This is a genomic window from Cobetia amphilecti, from assembly GCF_020217465.1.
In the GTDB taxonomy this organism is placed as follows: domain Bacteria; phylum Pseudomonadota; class Gammaproteobacteria; order Pseudomonadales; family Halomonadaceae; genus Cobetia; species Cobetia amphilecti.
Genome location: NZ_CP084115.1, coordinates 2,541,279 through 2,559,661 on the forward strand (window position 1 = coordinate 2,541,279; position 18,383 = coordinate 2,559,661).

1 protein-coding gene is annotated in these 18,383 nt (G+C 60.5%); it reads left to right on the forward strand.

Annotation, left to right across the window (positions count from 1 at the left end; translation table 11 throughout):
- Nucleotides 1-35: 35 nt before the first annotated feature.
- The gene (locus tag LCW13_RS10775) at nucleotides 36-18,338 is read left to right on the forward strand and encodes an Ig-like domain-containing protein (protein ID WP_225346869.1); all 18,303 of its coding nucleotides are present in this window, start codon (nucleotides 36-38) and stop codon (nucleotides 18,336-18,338) included.
- The last annotated feature ends 45 nt before the right edge of the window (nucleotides 18,339-18,383 follow it).

An 18,383-nucleotide genomic window follows, 5' to 3' on the forward strand; every position in this document is an offset into this window, starting at 1 on the left:
GGTTCTGTAAGAAAAAAATCAAGGGAGCACTATCCATGCCAGTCAATGCGAAGGTTGCAAACCATAGTGGACTTGGACTGCAAGATACCGTTCTTCAGCAGATAACCGAGGTCCGCCTCAACGAAGCATCAGACGTCTCGTTGGACATCACGCCACAAGATGTCGCAAGTCTTTCTCGCTCCGGTGATGACCTGGTTTTGACGTTGCAGAATGGTGAAGTAATCACCTTGGATGGCTTCTATATTGATCCGCAGGAACAAAGCCACCTGTACTTGGAAGGTGATGAGTTTGCGGGCGATATCTATCGTATTGACATGGCAAGCACTTCGCCGGGCAACGTTCCCTATGAAGCGATCCCCGTCGAAAACACTATCGAGTCCGCTGTGTTGGGAGCCCCCTTCAGTGCGGCGGGCACTACCTTAGCGGCACTGGGTGTCATCGGGGCTACCGGTTTGATGCTAGGGGGCGTGAACTCGGACGGTGGAGATGACGAGGACCCAAACACGTCAGCCTCCCCCGATGCTCCGATCATCAGCTCAGCCGCTGACAATGTTGAACCTAGCACCGGAGAGCTCGAGTCCGGTTCCGATACCAACGACACGACTCCGACGCTGATAGGCACTGCTGGCGCCGGTAGCTCTGTTGCCATTTATGACGGGAACACCCTGCTTGATACCGTCGAGGCTGATGGCGATGGTAACTGGGCTCTGGAATTTACCGCCCCCTTGACCGAAGGGGAACACAGCTTGACGGCAGTGGCGACAGACCCCGAGGGCAATATAAGTGATACTTCCGACGCATTCATTATCACTATCGATACCCTGTCCCCTGATGCACCCGAGCTGGAAAATACTGATGGCACCACCCTCACCGGTACCGGAGAGCCGGGTGCGACCGTCGAGATCACTGATGGCAATGGCAACCCGGTCGCCACCACTGAGGTGGGCGAGGATGGCACCTTCTCGGTCGATCTCGATCCGATGCCGGAAGACGGCACCGAACTGACCGCTACCGCGACTGATCCGGCCGGCAACACAAGTGGTCCGTCCAACCCCGTCATCGTCGATACCGCCACTGATACCACCCCGCCGGCGGCAGGCGAGAACAGCATTGCCTTCGGCGATGGTGGCGATGGCTTCCTGAATGCCGACGAGATTGGCAACGTCACCCTGTCCGGCACCATCGAAGACGGCTTGGACAGCAGCAACGTCCAGCTGGTGATCAACGATGGCGCAGGAGGCTCCGTCACCGTCGACACCGCTGATATCACGGTCGACGGCACAATCCTGACAGTCGCTGGCCAGGACCTGTCCGGTCTGGCCGAAGGTGAGCTGACCGCGACACTGACCGTCACTGACGACAGCAATAACGCGGCTGAATTCACGGCTGACAGCGTCAAAGACACCGTCACCGACACGCCGACCCTGAACGACACCGATGGCACTACCCTCTCCGGTACCGGTGAGCCAGGTGCGACCATCGACATCACCGATGGCAATGGCAACCCGGTCGCCACCACTGAGGTGGGCGAGGATGGCACCTTCTCGGTCAAGCTCGATCCGACGCCGGAAGACGGCACCGAACTGACGGCCACCGCGACTGATCCGGCTGGCAACACCAGTGGTCCGTCCAACCCCGTCACGGTCGATAGCAACACCGACACCACCCCGCCGGCGGAAGGCGAGAACAGTATCGCCTTCGGCGATGGTGGCGACGGTTTCCTGAATGCTGACGAGATCGGTAACGTCACCCTGTCCGGCACCATCGAAGATGGCCTGGACAGCAACAACGTCCAGCTGGTGATCACCGATGGCGAAGGTGGCTCCGTCACCGTCGACCCCGCCGATATCACGGTCGATGGCACGCTTCTGACTGTCGCTGGCCAGGACCTGTCTGACCTCGCCGAGGGCGAGCTGACCGCCACCCTGACGGTCACTGACAATGCCGACAACGACAACAGCTTCACAGCGGATAGCATCAAAGACACCATTGCGCCGGACGCCCCCATACTCGAGCCGACCGATGGCACCACCCTCGCCGGTACCGGTGAGCCGGGGGCGTCCGTCGAAATCACCGATGGCGACGGCAATGTCGTCGATATCGTCGACGTGGAAGATGACGGTAACTTCGAAGTCACGCTCGACCCGGCGCTGGAAGACGGCACCGAGCTGACCGCCACCGCGACTGACCCGGCAGGTAACGCCAGTGGTCCGTCCAACCCGGTCGTCGTCGATACCGCAACTGACACTACCCCGCCGGCAGAGGGCGACAACAGCATCGCCTTCACCGATGGTGGGGATGGCTTCCTGAGTGCCAACGAGATCGATAGCGTCACGCTGTCCGGTACTGTCGAGGAAGGCCTGGACAGCAGCAACGTCCAGCTGGTCATCACCGATGGCGAAGGTGGCTCCGTCACCGTCGACCCCGCCGATATCACGGTCGATGGCACGCTTCTGACTGTCGCTGGCCAGGACCTGTCTGACCTCGCCGAGGGCGAGCTGACCGCCACCCTGACGGTCACTGACAATGCCGGCAATGACAACAGCTTCACAGCGGATAGCATCAAAGACACCATTGCGCCGGACGCCCCCATACTCGAGCCGACCGATGGCACCACCCTCGCCGGTACCGGTGAGCCGGGGGCGTCCGTCGAAATCACCGATGGCGACGGCAATGTCGTCGATATCGTCGACGTGGAAGATGACGGTAACTTCGAAGTCACGCTCGACCCGGCGCTGGAAGACGGCACCGAGCTGACCGCCACCGCGACTGACCCGGCAGGTAACGCCAGTGGTCCGTCCAACCCGGTCGTCGTCGATACCGCAACTGACACTACCCCGCCGGCAGAGGGCGACAACAGCATCGCCTTCACCGATGGTGGGGATGGCTTCCTGAGTGCCAACGAGATCGATAGCGTCACGCTGTCCGGTACTGTCGAGGAAGGTCTGGACAGCAGCAACGTCCAGCTGGTCATCACCGACGGCGCCGGTGGCTCAATCACCGTCGACACGGCCGATATCATTGTCGTGGGCACAGAGATCACCGTCTACGGTCAGGATCTTTCCGATCTGGCCGAAGGTGAGCTCACCGCGACACTGACTGTCACGGACGTCGCCGGCAACGCGAATACCTTCACCGATGCCAGCGTCAAGGACACCATCGCCCCGACCACCACCGTCACCATCGACGCGATCAGTGAAGACACCGGCACCGCGGGTGACTTCATCACCAGCGACAATGATGGACTGACCATCACGGCCACGCTGGATGCCGCCTTGGCGGATGACGAGACTCTGCAGTACAGCATCGATGGCTCCACCTGGGTCGATATCCCCGAAGCCAGCGTGGAAGGCATTTTGGTCAGCTACGACAGCGGCCTCACCGAGTCCGCCACCGTGCAGCTCCGTGTGCAGGATGCCGCCGGCAACAATGGTCCCGCGACTTCGCAAGATGTCGTGATCGACGCCACCCTACCGAGCGCCGATGAGAACAGCATCGCCTTCGCCGATGGCGGCGATGGTTTCCTGAATGCTGATGAGATCGGCAACGTCACCCTGTCCGGCACCATCGAGGACGGCCTGGACAGCAACAACGTCCAGCTGGTCATCACCGACGGCGAAGGTGGCTCCGTCACCGTCGACACCGCCGATATCACTGTCGTGGGCACAGAGATCACCGTCGACGGTCAGGATCTCTCCGATCTGGCCGAAGGTGAGCTCACTGCGACACTGACTGTCACGGACGTCGCCGGCAACGCGAATACCTTCACCGATGCCAGCGTCAAGGACACCATCGCCCCGACCACCACCGTCACCATCGACGCGATCAGTGAAGACACCGGCACCGCGGGTGACTTCATCACCAGCGACAATGATGGACTGACCATCACGGCCACGCTGGATGCCGCCTTGGCGGATGACGAGACTCTGCAGTACAGCATCGATGGCTCCACCTGGGTCGATATCCCCGAAGCCAGCGTGGAAGGCATTTTGGTCAGCTACGACAGCGGCCTCACCGAGTCCGCCACCGTGCAGCTCCGTGTGCAGGATGTCGCCGGCAACACTGGCCCGGCGGCCTCGCAAGATGTCGTGATCGACGCCACCCTACCGAGCGCCGATGAGAACAGCATCGCCTTCGCCGATGGCGGCGATGGTTTCCTGAATGCTGATGAGATCGGCAACGTCACCCTGTCCGGTACCATCGAGGACGGCCTGGACAGCAACAACGTCCAGCTGGTCATCACCGACGGCGAAGGTGGCTCCGTCACCGTCGACACCGCCGATATCACTGTCGTGGGCACAGAGATCACCGTCGACGGTCAGGATCTCTCCGATCTGGCCGAAGGTGAGCTCACTGCGACACTGACTGTCACGGACGTCGCCGGCAACGCGAATACCTTCACCGATGCCAGCGTCAAGGACACCATCGCCCCGACCACCACCGTCACCATCGACGCGATCAGTGAAGACACCGGCACCGCGGGTGACTTCATCACCAGCGACAATGATGGACTGACCATCACGGCCACGCTGGATGCCGCCTTGGCGGATGACGAGACTCTGCAGTACAGCATCGATGGCTCCACCTGGGTCGATATCCCCGAAGCCAGCGTGGAAGGCATTTTGGTCAGCTACGACAGCGGCCTCACCGAGTCCGCCACCGTGCAGCTCCGTGTGCAGGATGCCGCCGGCAACAATGGTCCCGCGACTTCGCAAGATGTCGTGATCGACGCCACCCTACCGAGCGCCGATGAGAACAGCATCGCCTTCGCCGATGGCGGCGATGGTTTCCTGAATGCTGATGAGATCGGCAACGTCACCCTGTCCGGCACCATCGAGGACGGCCTGGACAGCAACAACGTCCAGCTGGTCATCACCGACGGCGAAGGTGGCTCCGTCACCGTCGACACCGCCGATATCACTGTCGTGGGCACAGAGATCACCGTCGACGGTCAGGATCTCTCCGATCTGGCCGAAGGTGAGCTCACTGCGACACTGACTGTCACGGACGTCGCCGGCAACGCGAATACCTTCACCGATGCCAGCGTCAAGGACACCATCGCCCCGACCACCACCGTCACCATCGACGCGATCAGTGAAGACACCGGCACCGCGGGTGACTTCATCACCAGCGACAATGATGGACTGACCATCACGGCCACGCTGGATGCCGCCTTGGCGGATGACGAGACTCTGCAGTACAGCATCGATGGCTCCACCTGGGTCGATATCCCCGAAGCCAGCGTGGAAGGCATTTTGGTCAGCTACGACAGCGGCCTCACCGAGTCCGCCACCGTGCAGCTCCGTGTGCAGGATGTCGCCGGCAACACTGGCCCGGCGGCCTCGCAAGATGTCGTGATCGACGCCACCCTACCGAGCGCCGATGAGAACAGCATCGCCTTCGCCGATGGCGGCGATGGTTTCCTGAATGCTGATGAGATCGGCAACGTCACCCTGTCCGGTACCATCGAGGACGGCCTGGACAGCAACAACGTCCAGCTGGTCATCACCGACGGCGAAGGTGGCTCCGTCACCGTCGACACCGCCGATATCACTGTCGTGGGCACAGAGATCACCGTCGACGGTCAGGATCTCTCCGATCTGGCCGAAGGTGAGCTCACTGCGACACTGACTGTCACGGACGTCGCCGGCAACGCGAATACCTTCACCGATGCCAGCGTCAAGGACACCATCGCCCCGACCACCACCGTCACCATCGACGCGATCAGTGAAGACACCGGCACCGCGGGTGACTTCATCACCAGCGACAATGATGGACTGACCATCACGGCCACGCTGGATGCCGCCTTGGCGGATGACGAGACTCTGCAGTACAGCATCGATGGCTCCACCTGGGTCGATATCCCCGAAGCCAGCGTGGAAGGCATTTTGGTCAGCTACGACAGCGGCCTCACCGAGTCCGCCACCGTGCAGCTCCGTGTGCAGGATGTCGCCGGCAACACTGGCCCGGCGGCCTCGCAAGATGTCGTGATCGACGCCACCCTACCGAGCGCCGATGAGAACAGCATCGCCTTCGCCGATGGCGGCGATGGTTTCCTGAATGCTGATGAGATCGGCAACGTCACCCTGTCCGGTACCATCGAGGACGGCCTGGACAGCAACAACGTCCAGCTGGTCATCACCGACGGCGAAGGTGGCTCCGTCACCGTCGACACCGCCGATATCACTGTCGTGGGCACAGAGATCACCGTCGACGGTCAGGATCTCTCCGATCTGGCCGAAGGTGAGCTCACTGCGACACTGACTGTCACGGACGTCGCCGGCAACGCGAATACCTTCACCGATGCCAGCGTCAAGGACACCATCGCCCCGACCACCACCGTCACCATCGACGCGATCAGTGAAGACACCGGCACCGCGGGTGACTTCATCACCAGCGACAATGATGGACTGACCATCACGGCCACGCTGGATGCCGCCTTGGCGGATGACGAGACTCTGCAGTACAGCATCGATGGCTCCACCTGGGTCGATATCCCCGAAGCCAGCGTGGAAGGCATTTTGGTCAGCTACGACAGCGGCCTCACCGAGTCCGCCACCGTGCAGCTCCGTGTGCAGGATGCCGCCGGCAACAATGGTCCCGCGACTTCGCAAGATGTCGTGATCGACGCCACCCTACCGAGCGCCGATGAGAACAGCATCGCCTTCGCCGATGGCGGCGATGGTTTCCTGAATGCTGATGAGATCGGCAACGTCACCCTGTCCGGCACCATCGAGGACGGTCTGGACAGCAACAACGTCCAGCTGGTCATCACCGACGGCGAAGGTGGCTCCGTCACCGTCGACACCGCCGATATCACTGTCGTGGGCACAGAGATCACCGTCGACGGTCAGGATCTCTCCGATCTGGCCGAAGGTGAGCTCACTGCGACACTGACTGTCACGGACGTCGCCGGCAACGCGAATACCTTCACCGATGCCAGCGTCAAGGACACCATCGCCCCGACCACCACCGTCACCATCGACGCGATCAGTGAAGACACCGGCACCGCGGGTGACTTCATCACCAGCGACAATGATGGACTGACCATCACGGCCACGCTGGATGCCGCCTTGGCGGATGACGAGACTCTGCAGTACAGCATCGATGGCTCCACCTGGGTCGATATCCCCGAAGCCAGCGTGGAAGGCATTTTGGTCAGCTACGACAGCGGCCTCACCGAGTCCGCCACCGTGCAGCTCCGTGTGCAGGATGCCGCCGGCAACAATGGTCCCGCGACTTCGCAAGATGTCGTGATCGACGCCACCCTACCGAGCGCCGATGAGAACAGCATCGCCTTCGCCGATGGCGGCGATGGTTTCCTGAATGCTGATGAGATCGGCAACGTCACCCTGTCCGGCACCATCGAGGACGGTCTGGACAGCAACAACGTCCAGCTGGTCATCACCGACGGCGAAGGTGGCTCCGTCACCGTCGACACCGCCGATATCACTGTCGTGGGCACAGAGATCACCGTCGACGGTCAGGATCTCTCCGATCTGGCCGAAGGTGAGCTCACTGCGACACTGACTGTCACGGACGTCGCCGGCAACGCGAATACCTTCACCGATGCCAGCGTCAAGGACACCATCGCCCCGACCACCACCGTCACCATCGACGCGATCAGTGAAGACACCGGCACCGCGGGTGACTTCATCACCAGCGACAATGATGGACTGACCATCACGGCCACGCTGGATGCCGCCTTGGCGGATGACGAGACTCTGCAGTACAGCATCGATGGCTCCACCTGGGTCGATATCCCCGAAGCCAGCGTGGAAGGCATTTTGGTCAGCTACGACAGCGGCCTCACCGAGTCCGCCACCGTGCAGCTCCGTGTGCAGGATGCCGCCGGCAACAATGGTCCCGCGACTTCGCAAGATGTCGTGATCGACGCCACCCTACCGAGCGCCGATGAGAACAGCATCGCCTTCGCCGATGGCGGCGATGGTTTCCTGAATGCTGATGAGATCGGCAACGTCACCCTGTCCGGTACCATCGAGGACGGCCTGGACAGCAACAACGTCCAGCTGGTCATCACCGACGGCGAAGGTGGCTCCGTCACCGTCGACACCGCCGATATCACTGTCGTGGGCACAGAGATCACCGTCGACGGTCAGGATCTCTCCGATCTGGCCGAAGGTGAGCTCACTGCGACACTGACTGTCACGGACGTCGCCGGCAACGCGAATACCTTCACCGATGCCAGCGTCAAGGACACCATCGCCCCGACCACCACCGTCACCATCGACGCGATCAGTGAAGACACCGGCACCGCGGGTGACTTCATCACCAGCGACAATGATGGACTGACCATCACGGCCACGCTGGATGCCGCCTTGGCGGATGACGAGACTCTGCAGTACAGCATCGATGGCTCCACCTGGGTCGATATCCCCGAAGCCAGCGTGGAAGGCATTTTGGTCAGCTACGACAGCGGCCTCACCGAGTCCGCCACCGTGCAGCTCCGTGTGCAGGATGCCGCCGGCAACAATGGTCCCGCGACTTCGCAAGATGTCGTGATCGACGCCACCCTACCGAGCGCCGATGAGAACAGCATCGCCTTCGCCGATGGCGGCGATGGTTTCCTGAATGCTGATGAGATCGGCAACGTCACCCTGTCCGGCACCATCGAGGACGGTCTGGACAGCAACAACGTCCAGCTGGTCATCACCGACGGCGAAGGTGGCTCCGTCACCGTCGACACCGCCGATATCACTGTCGTGGGCACAGAGATCACCGTCGACGGTCAGGATCTCTCCGATCTGGCCGAAGGTGAGCTCACTGCGACACTGACTGTCACGGACGTCGCCGGCAACGCGAATACCTTCACCGATGCCAGCGTCAAGGACACCATCGCCCCGACCACCACCGTCACCATCGACGCGATCAGTGAAGACACCGGCACCGCGGGTGACTTCATCACCAGCGACAATGATGGACTGACCATCACGGCCACGCTGGATGCCGCCTTGGCGGATGACGAGACTCTGCAGTACAGCATCGATGGCTCCACCTGGGTCGATATCCCCGAAGCCAGCGTGGAAGGCATTTTGGTCAGCTACGACAGCGGCCTCACCGAGTCCGCCACCGTGCAGCTCCGTGTGCAGGATGTCGCCGGCAACACTGGCCCGGCGGCCTCGCAAGATGTCGTGATCGACGCCACCCTACCGAGCGCCGATGAGAACAGCATCGCCTTCGCCGATGGCGGCGATGGTTTCCTGAATGCTGATGAGATCGGCAACGTCACCCTGTCCGGTACCATCGAGGACGGCCTGGACAGCAACAACGTCCAGCTGGTCATCACCGACGGCGAAGGTGGCTCCGTCACCGTCGACACCGCCGATATCACTGTCGTGGGCACAGAGATCACCGTCGACGGTCAGGATCTCTCCGATCTGGCCGAAGGTGAGCTCACTGCGACACTGACTGTCACGGACGTCGCCGGCAACGCGAATACCTTCACCGATGCCAGCGTCAAGGACACCATCGCCCCGACCACCACCGTCACCATCGACGCGATCAGTGAAGACACCGGCACCGCGGGTGACTTCATCACCAGCGACAATGATGGACTGACCATCACGGCCACGCTGGATGCCGCCTTGGCGGATGACGAGACTCTGCAGTACAGCATCGATGGCTCCACCTGGGTCGATATCCCCGAAGCCAGCGTGGAAGGCATTTTGGTCAGCTACGACAGCGGCCTCACCGAGTCCGCCACCGTGCAGCTCCGTGTGCAGGATGCCGCCGGCAACAATGGTCCCGCGACTTCGCAAGATGTCGTGATCGACGCCACCCTACCGAGCGCCGATGAGAACAGCATCGCCTTCGCCGATGGCGGCGATGGTTTCCTGAATGCTGATGAGATCGGCAACGTCACCCTGTCCGGCACCATCGAGGACGGTCTGGACAGCAACAACGTCCAGCTGGTCATCACCGACGGCGAAGGTGGCTCCGTCACCGTCGACACCGCCGATATCACTGTCGTGGGCACAGAGATCACCGTCGACGGTCAGGATCTCTCCGATCTGGCCGAAGGTGAGCTCACTGCGACACTGACTGTCACGGACGTCGCCGGCAACGCGAATACCTTCACCGATGCCAGCGTCAAGGACACCATCGCCCCGACCACCACCGTCACCATCGACGCGATCAGTGAAGACACCGGCACCGCGGGTGACTTCATCACCAGCGACAATGATGGACTGACCATCACGGCCACGCTGGATGCCGCCTTGGCGGATGACGAGACTCTGCAGTACAGCATCGATGGCTCCACCTGGGTCGATATCCCCGAAGCCAGCGTGGAAGGCATTTTGGTCAGCTACGACAGCGGCCTCACCGAGTCCGCCACCGTGCAGCTCCGTGTGCAGGATGCCGCCGGCAACAATGGTCCCGCGACTTCGCAAGATGTCGTGATCGACGCCACCCTACCGAGCGCCGATGAGAACAGCATCGCCTTCGCCGATGGCGGCGATGGTTTCCTGAATGCTGATGAGATCGGCAACGTCACCCTGTCCGGCACCATCGAGGACGGTCTGGACAGCAACAACGTCCAGCTGGTCATCACCGACGGCGAAGGTGGCTCCGTCACCGTCGACACCGCCGATATCACTGTCGTGGGCACAGAGATCACCGTCGACGGTCAGGATCTCTCCGATCTGGCCGAAGGTGAGCTCACTGCGACACTGACTGTCACGGACGTCGCCGGCAACGCGAATACCTTCACCGATGCCAGCGTCAAGGACACCATCGCCCCGACCACCACCGTCACCATCGACGCGATCAGTGAAGACACCGGCACCGCGGGTGACTTCATCACCAGCGACAATGATGGACTGACCATCACGGCCACGCTGGATGCCGCCTTGGCGGATGACGAGACTCTGCAGTACAGCATCGATGGCTCCACCTGGGTCGATATCCCCGAAGCCAGCGTGGAAGGCATTTTGGTCAGCTACGACAGCGGCCTCACCGAGTCCGCCACCGTGCAGCTCCGTGTGCAGGATGCCGCCGGCAACAATGGTCCCGCGACTTCGCAAGATGTCGTGATCGACGCCACCCTACCGAGCGCCGATGAGAACAGCATCGCCTTCGCCGATGGCGGCGATGGTTTCCTGAATGCTGATGAGATCGGCAACGTCACCCTGTCCGGTACCATCGAGGACGGCCTGGACAGCAACAACGTCCAGCTGGTCATCACCGACGGCGAAGGTGGCTCCGTCACCGTCGACACCGCCGATATCACTGTCGTGGGCACAGAGATCACCGTCGACGGTCAGGATCTCTCCGATCTGGCCGAAGGTGAGCTCACTGCGACACTGACTGTCACGGACGTCGCCGGCAACGCGAATACCTTCACCGATGCCAGCGTCAAGGACACCATCGCCCCGACCACCACCGTCACCATCGACGCGATCAGTGAAGACACCGGCACCGCGGGTGACTTCATCACCAGCGACAATGATGGACTGACCATCACGGCCACGCTGGATGCCGCCTTGGCGGATGACGAGACTCTGCAGTACAGCATCGATGGCTCCACCTGGGTCGATATCCCCGAAGCCAGCGTGGAAGGCATTTTGGTCAGCTACGACAGCGGCCTCACCGAGTCCGCCACCGTGCAGCTCCGTGTGCAGGATGCCGCCGGCAACAATGGTCCCGCGACTTCGCAAGATGTCGTGATCGACGCCACCCTACCGAGCGCCGATGAGAACAGCATCGCCTTCGCCGATGGCGGCGATGGTTTCCTGAATGCTGATGAGATCGGCAACGTCACCCTGTCCGGCACCATCGAGGACGGTCTGGACAGCAACAACGTCCAGCTGGTCATCACCGACGGCGAAGGTGGCTCCGTCACCGTCGACACCGCCGATATCACTGTCGTGGGCACAGAGATCACCGTCGACGGTCAGGATCTCTCCGATCTGGCCGAAGGTGAGCTCACTGCGACACTGACTGTCACGGACGTCGCCGGCAACGCGAATACCTTCACCGATGCCAGCGTCAAGGACACCATCGCCCCGACCACCACCGTCACCATCGACGCGATCAGTGAAGACACCGGCACCGCGGGTGACTTCATCACCAGCGACAATGATGGACTGACCATCACGGCCACGCTGGATGCCGCCTTGGCGGATGACGAGACTCTGCAGTACAGCATCGATGGCTCCACCTGGGTCGATATCCCCGAAGCCAGCGTGGAAGGCATTTTGGTCAGCTACGACAGCGGCCTCACCGAGTCCGCCACCGTGCAGCTCCGTGTGCAGGATGCCGCCGGCAACAATGGTCCCGCGACTTCGCAAGATGTCGTGATCGACGCCACCCTACCGAGCGCCGATGAGAACAGCATCGCCTTCGCCGATGGCGGCGATGGTTTCCTGAATGCTGATGAGATCGGCAACGTCACCCTGTCCGGCACCATCGAGGACGGCCTGGACAGCAACAACGTCCAGCTGGTCATCACCGACGGCGAAGGTGGCTCCGTCACCGTCGACACCGCCGATATCACTGTCGTGGGCACAGAGATCACCGTCGACGGTCAGGATCTCTCCGATCTGGCCGAAGGTGAGCTCACTGCGACACTGACTGTCACGGACGTCGCCGGCAACGCGAATACCTTCACCGATGCCAGCGTCAAGGACACCATCGCCCCGACCACCACCGTCACCATCGACGCGATCAGTGAAGACACCGGCACCGCGGGTGACTTCATCACCAGCGACAATGATGGACTGACCATCACGGCCACGCTGGATGCCGCCTTGGCGGATGACGAGACTCTGCAGTACAGCATCGATGGCTCCACCTGGGTCGATATCCCCGAAGCCAGCGTGGAAGGCATTTTGGTCAGCTACGACAGCGGCCTCACCGAGTCCGCCACCGTGCAGCTCCGTGTGCAGGATGTCGCCGGCAACACTGGCCCGGCGGCCTCGCAAGATGTCGTGATCGACGCCACCCTACCGAGCGCCGATGAGAACAGCATCGCCTTCGCCGATGGCGGCGATGGTTTCCTGAATGCTGATGAGATCGGCAACGTCACCCTGTCCGGTACCATCGAGGACGGCCTGGACAGCAACAACGTCCAGCTGGTCATCACCGACGGCGAAGGTGGCTCCGTCACCGTCGACACCGCCGATATCACTGTCGTGGGCACAGAGATCACCGTCGACGGTCAGGATCTCTCCGATCTGGCCGAAGGTGAGCTCACTGCGACACTGACTGTCACGGACGTCGCCGGCAACGCGAATACCTTCACCGATGCCAGCGTCAAGGACACCATCGCCCCGACCACCACCGTCACCATCGACGCGATCAGTGAAGACACCGGCACCGCGGGTGACTTCATCACCAGCGACAATGATGGACTGACCATCACGGCCACGCTGGATGCCGCCTTGGCGGATGACGAGACTCTGCAGTACAGCATCGATGGCTCCACCTGGGTCGATATCCCCGAAGCCAGCGTGGAAGGCATTTTGGTCAGCTACGACAGCGGCCTCACCGAGTCCGCCACCGTGCAGCTCCGTGTGCAGGATGCCGCCGGCAACACTGGCCCGGCGGCCTCGCAAGATGTCGTGATCGACGCCACCCTACCGAGCGCCGATGAGAACAGCATCGCCTTCGCCGATGGCGGCGATGGTTTCCTGAATGCTGATGAGATCGGCAACGTCACCCTGTCCGGTACCATCGAGGACGGCCTGGACAGCAACAACGTCCAGCTGGTCATCACCGACGGCGAAGGTGGCTCCGTCACCGTCGACACCGCCGATATCACTGTCGTGGGCACAGAGATCACCGTCGACGGTCAGGATCTCTCCGATCTGGCCGAAGGTGAGCTCACTGCGACACTGACTGTCACGGACGTCGCCGGCAACGCGAATACCTTCACCGATGCCAGCGTCAAGGACACCATCGCCCCGACCACCACCGTCACCATCGACGCGATCAGTGAAGACACCGGCACCGCGGGTGACTTCATCACCAGCGACAATGATGGACTGACCATCACGGCCACGCTGGATGCCGCCTTGGCGGATGACGAGACTCTGCAGTACAGCATCGATGGCTCCACCTGGGTCGATATCCCCGAAGCCAGCGTGGAAGGCATTTTGGTCAGCTACGACAGCGGCCTCACCGAGTCCGCCACCGTGCAGCTCCGTGTGCAGGATGCCGCCGGCAACAATGGTCCCGCGACTTCGCAAGATGTCGTGATCGACGCCACCCTACCGAGCGCCGATGAGAACAGCATCGCCTTCGCCGATGGCGGCGATGGTTTCCTGAATGCTGATGAGATCGGCAACGTCACCCTGTCCGGTACCATCGAGGACGGCCTGGACAGCAACAACGTCCAGCTGGTCATCACCGACGGCGAAGGTGGCTCCGTCACCGTCGACACCGCCGATATCACTGTCGTGGGCACAGAGATCACCGTCGACGGTCAGGATCTCTCCGATCTGGCCGAAGGTGAGCTCACTGCGACACTGACTGTCACGGACGTCGCCGGCAACGCGAATACCTTCACCGATGCCAGCGTCAAGGACACCATCGCCCCGACCACCACCGTCACCATCGACGCGATCAGTGAAGACACCGGCACCGCGGGTGACTTCATCACCAGCGACAATGATGGACTGACCATCACGGCCACGCTGGATGCCGCCTTGGCGGATGACGAGACTCTGCAGTACAGCATCGATGGCTCCACCTGGGTCGATATCCCCGAAGCCAGCGTGGAAGGCATTTTGGTCAGCTACGACAGCGGCCTCACCGAGTCCGCCACCGTGCAGTTCCGCGTACAGGATGCTGCCGGCAACACTGGCCCGGCGACCTCACAGGATGTAGTGATCGATGCGACCGCGCCGTCAGCGGCGGATAACTCCATCGATTTCGTGGATGGTGGAGACGAAACACTGAGTCTTGATGAGATCACCAGCGTTCAGCTGACAGGGGCAGTGGAAAATGGCATCGATAGCAACGATGTCGTGATTACCATCACCGATAGCGGGAGTGGCTCCATTACCGTCGATGTGGCGGATATCACTATCACGGATGGCATCCTCAGCATCTCTGGGCAAGATCTTTCCGGTCTGGCCGAAGGGGAGCTGACCGTGACCATGAATGTCACTGATGCAGCCGGCAACAGCACCGACTTCATTGACACCACCACCAAGGATACCGTTGCAACACTCGGGACGGGCAGCACCGCTGTTACGGAGGATGCGCTCAGTACTAGCGCCCCTGTAGCCGCACCAGCCTTGATGGCCTTCAGCTTTGCAAGCTTTGCTGCACTCCCTGCCTCTGACAATGATGCTGCGGTTGACGACACTGTCTCCACGGGCCAGCTGAGCTATACGAACGTGTCAGATACCGCCTCCTTTGCCCTCGAAGTACCGACTGATGCAACCCTGACTCAAGACAGTGTCGAGCTTGACTGGGTGCTGAGCGAAGATGGCAAGACACTGCAGGCAGTGAATCCGGATACTACCGAGACGGTATTGCAGATCACTATCGATGATACCGGCACCTACAAGACCGAGCTGTTCTCGACGCTGGATCACTCTCTGCAAGGCGAGGATAGCCTGAACTTCGCTGTCGGCGTCACACTGACGGATGGTGACGATGTTCTGACCAGCGATATCAGCGTCAAGGTGGTGGATGATGTGCCTGAGATCACCAGCTACCAGTACGAGGAAGTGACAGCGGGTGCGGCGGCCGTCAGCGGCAACCTGCTCGAGACCGCTGGTTTTGGGGCCGATGGTGGCTATATCAGCAGCATCACTTTCGAAGGAGTAACATTCTCCATCGAACAAGATGCCCTGACGCAAGACTTCAATGTCACCACTTCCGGCGCATCAGAGCTTCTCGATCTTTCGACGCCCGCCTCGGTCACAAATGGTGGGATGACCCTGACAACCCTGCTGGGGGAAACCTTTACCCTGGACCTGGTGACGGGTGCCTATACCTATGACTATGACGGTGAGCTCGCCATTGTTGATGATGGCAACACTTTGCCAACCCCCGCTATCAATCAGTCCGGCGGATTGCTGGGTATCATCAACCTTGATGCGCTCGGCTTGATCGATATTTCCGAGCAACAGGTCTTCACGGTCTCAGACCCCGACAACGACCTGACATCAGTTTCTCTTGAGTACTCCGTACTACTAAGCCTTACTGGTTTTGAGTGGGCTTACAACGATGAACTTGCCACCGAATTGGGGCTCAAAATCACACCTACCTATGAGCCAGGTTTCTTGGGGCTTGCCAGCTCTGCCACTCTTACTATTACACCGATTGAGGCAGGCAGTACCATGGATGCTCAAGCGGTCAATGAGCTTTTGGCAACCGTATTCCTGCCGAACTCCGTGCTAGGGCTGGATGTGATACCGACAGTGACACTGTCCGCCACGGATAGTGAAGGCACTGTCGATACTAGTACAACTGAGCTACTGGATCTGTCACTCCTGACTTCTGGTGGTTCAGGGGCCACTATATTGACCGGTACTGACAATGCTGACTTGTCCACGCTCATAGCTTCGGCTGATACCAGCACGCGTCTGTACGGGTACGATGGCAACGACACCATCATCGGCAGCAGCGCAGCCGACATTCTGCGCGGGGGAGCTGACAACGACACAATGAATGGCGCCGCCGGCAGCGATCTGATGATCGGTGGCACCGGCAACGACACCATGACCGGTGGCGATGGTGTCGATATCTTCCGCTGGGAGGAAGGTCATGCGGGGGAGGCTGGCGCTCCGGCGACAGACACCATCACTGACTTTGCCCCCAGCGGGCTCACTGCTGCCTCTCCGGGGGATATCATTGACCTTCGGACCCTGCTGCAAGGCGAGGGCTATGTAACGGCCGAGATCAGCAACCTGTCTCGCTACCTGAGTTTTGCTGAGCAAGGGGACGATACGGTGCTGTCCATCAGCACGACTGGTGCCTTTACGGGTGAAACCACCGATAGTGATCTGGTTGACCAAATCATCACCTTCGAAGGGACGTCTCTTCTACAAGTAGGTGAAGATAGTGCGGACTTGATCGCGCGCTTGATCTCGGAAGGCAAGCTGCTGGTGGATGAGGCGACTTCTACCACGCTCCTGGAGGACATCACTCGCGAAGTTGATCTGACCTTCACGGACGGTGATGGTGATTCGGTACAAGGCAAGCTGGAATTTTCTGGTGATGCACCATCGATTACGGATACCTCCAACTCAGCCCCGACCATTGTGGGAGCAAGCCAACAACTTCTTGGCCTGGTCGGTCTCGATGCGCTTGGTCTTGTTGACCTCTCACAGAACGCACTCTTCGTGGCGGATGCCGATGGCAACCTGCAGAGTGTCACGATTGCCTTCTCTCCTCTGTTGAATGTGGACCTCAGCAGTCTGCTTGGTGCGCCGGCATTGACGGTCAACACCGCACTTGCAGAGGAATTCGGTCTAGTGGTGGAGACGACCAGCAGTGCGGGATTGTTGGGGCTTCTGGCACCTTCGGCATCTGTCACCATTTCGGCAGCTGAGGGTGAGACGATCGACAACCTGCAGATCAATGAGCTGTTGGGCACACTCGACTTCAATCAAAGCGATCTCCTCAGTCTGAGTCTCCTCGACTATCTGACAGTCAGCGCTACGGATGATGATGGAGCCACCACGTCTCTGTCGCTTGGTTCGCTTCTGGACGCGAATGTCCTGGATAGTGGAGAAGGAAGTTCTGTCTTCATCGATGAGAGTGGCGCTGATGTTCTCGATGCTAGCGCAGCGAGTATCAATGTCAGTCTCTACGGCCTCGAGGGAGATGACGTTCTGACAGGCGGTTCTGGCAATGACCTCCTCCGCGGAGGTGAGGGTAACGATACCTTGACCGGTGGCGCGGGGAATGACTTGCTGTTCGGCGAAGCAGGCGACAATACCTTTGATGGCGGATTGGGTGACGACACCATCGTGGCATCCACGCTTGATTTCTCCATTGATGGTGGCCTTGGCGAGGACACGGTGCAGTTCGATGGCACCGGTGAAAGTATCGACCTGAGTAGCCTGCTGGATGCGAATACTGGCACCAGCGAGATGCTGAATATCGAAGTTCTGGATATCAGTGAAAGTAGTGAAACGGGTTCGACCCTGACACTCGATACTGACGCCGTATTGAACCTGACCGATGACGATGACACCTTGCGCATTGAAGGTGACAGCAACGATTCTGTCCAAGCGAATGGTGCAGAAATGACGGGCCAGGAAGTGATCAACGGTGCTACCTATGACACCTATGCACTAGGCTCCGCTACTCTTTACATCGATCAGGACGTGACGGTCACTACCAACAACGCCTAAGCAATAAAAGGATAAAACAGCCACCCATTATCGGGTGGCTGTTTT

What these genes read in the sequence shown, in the direction of transcription:
- LCW13_RS10775 (WP_225346869.1), top strand. Translation starts at nt 36, where the DNA reads ATGCCAGTCAATGCGAAGGTTGCAAACCATAGTGGACTTGGACTGCAA.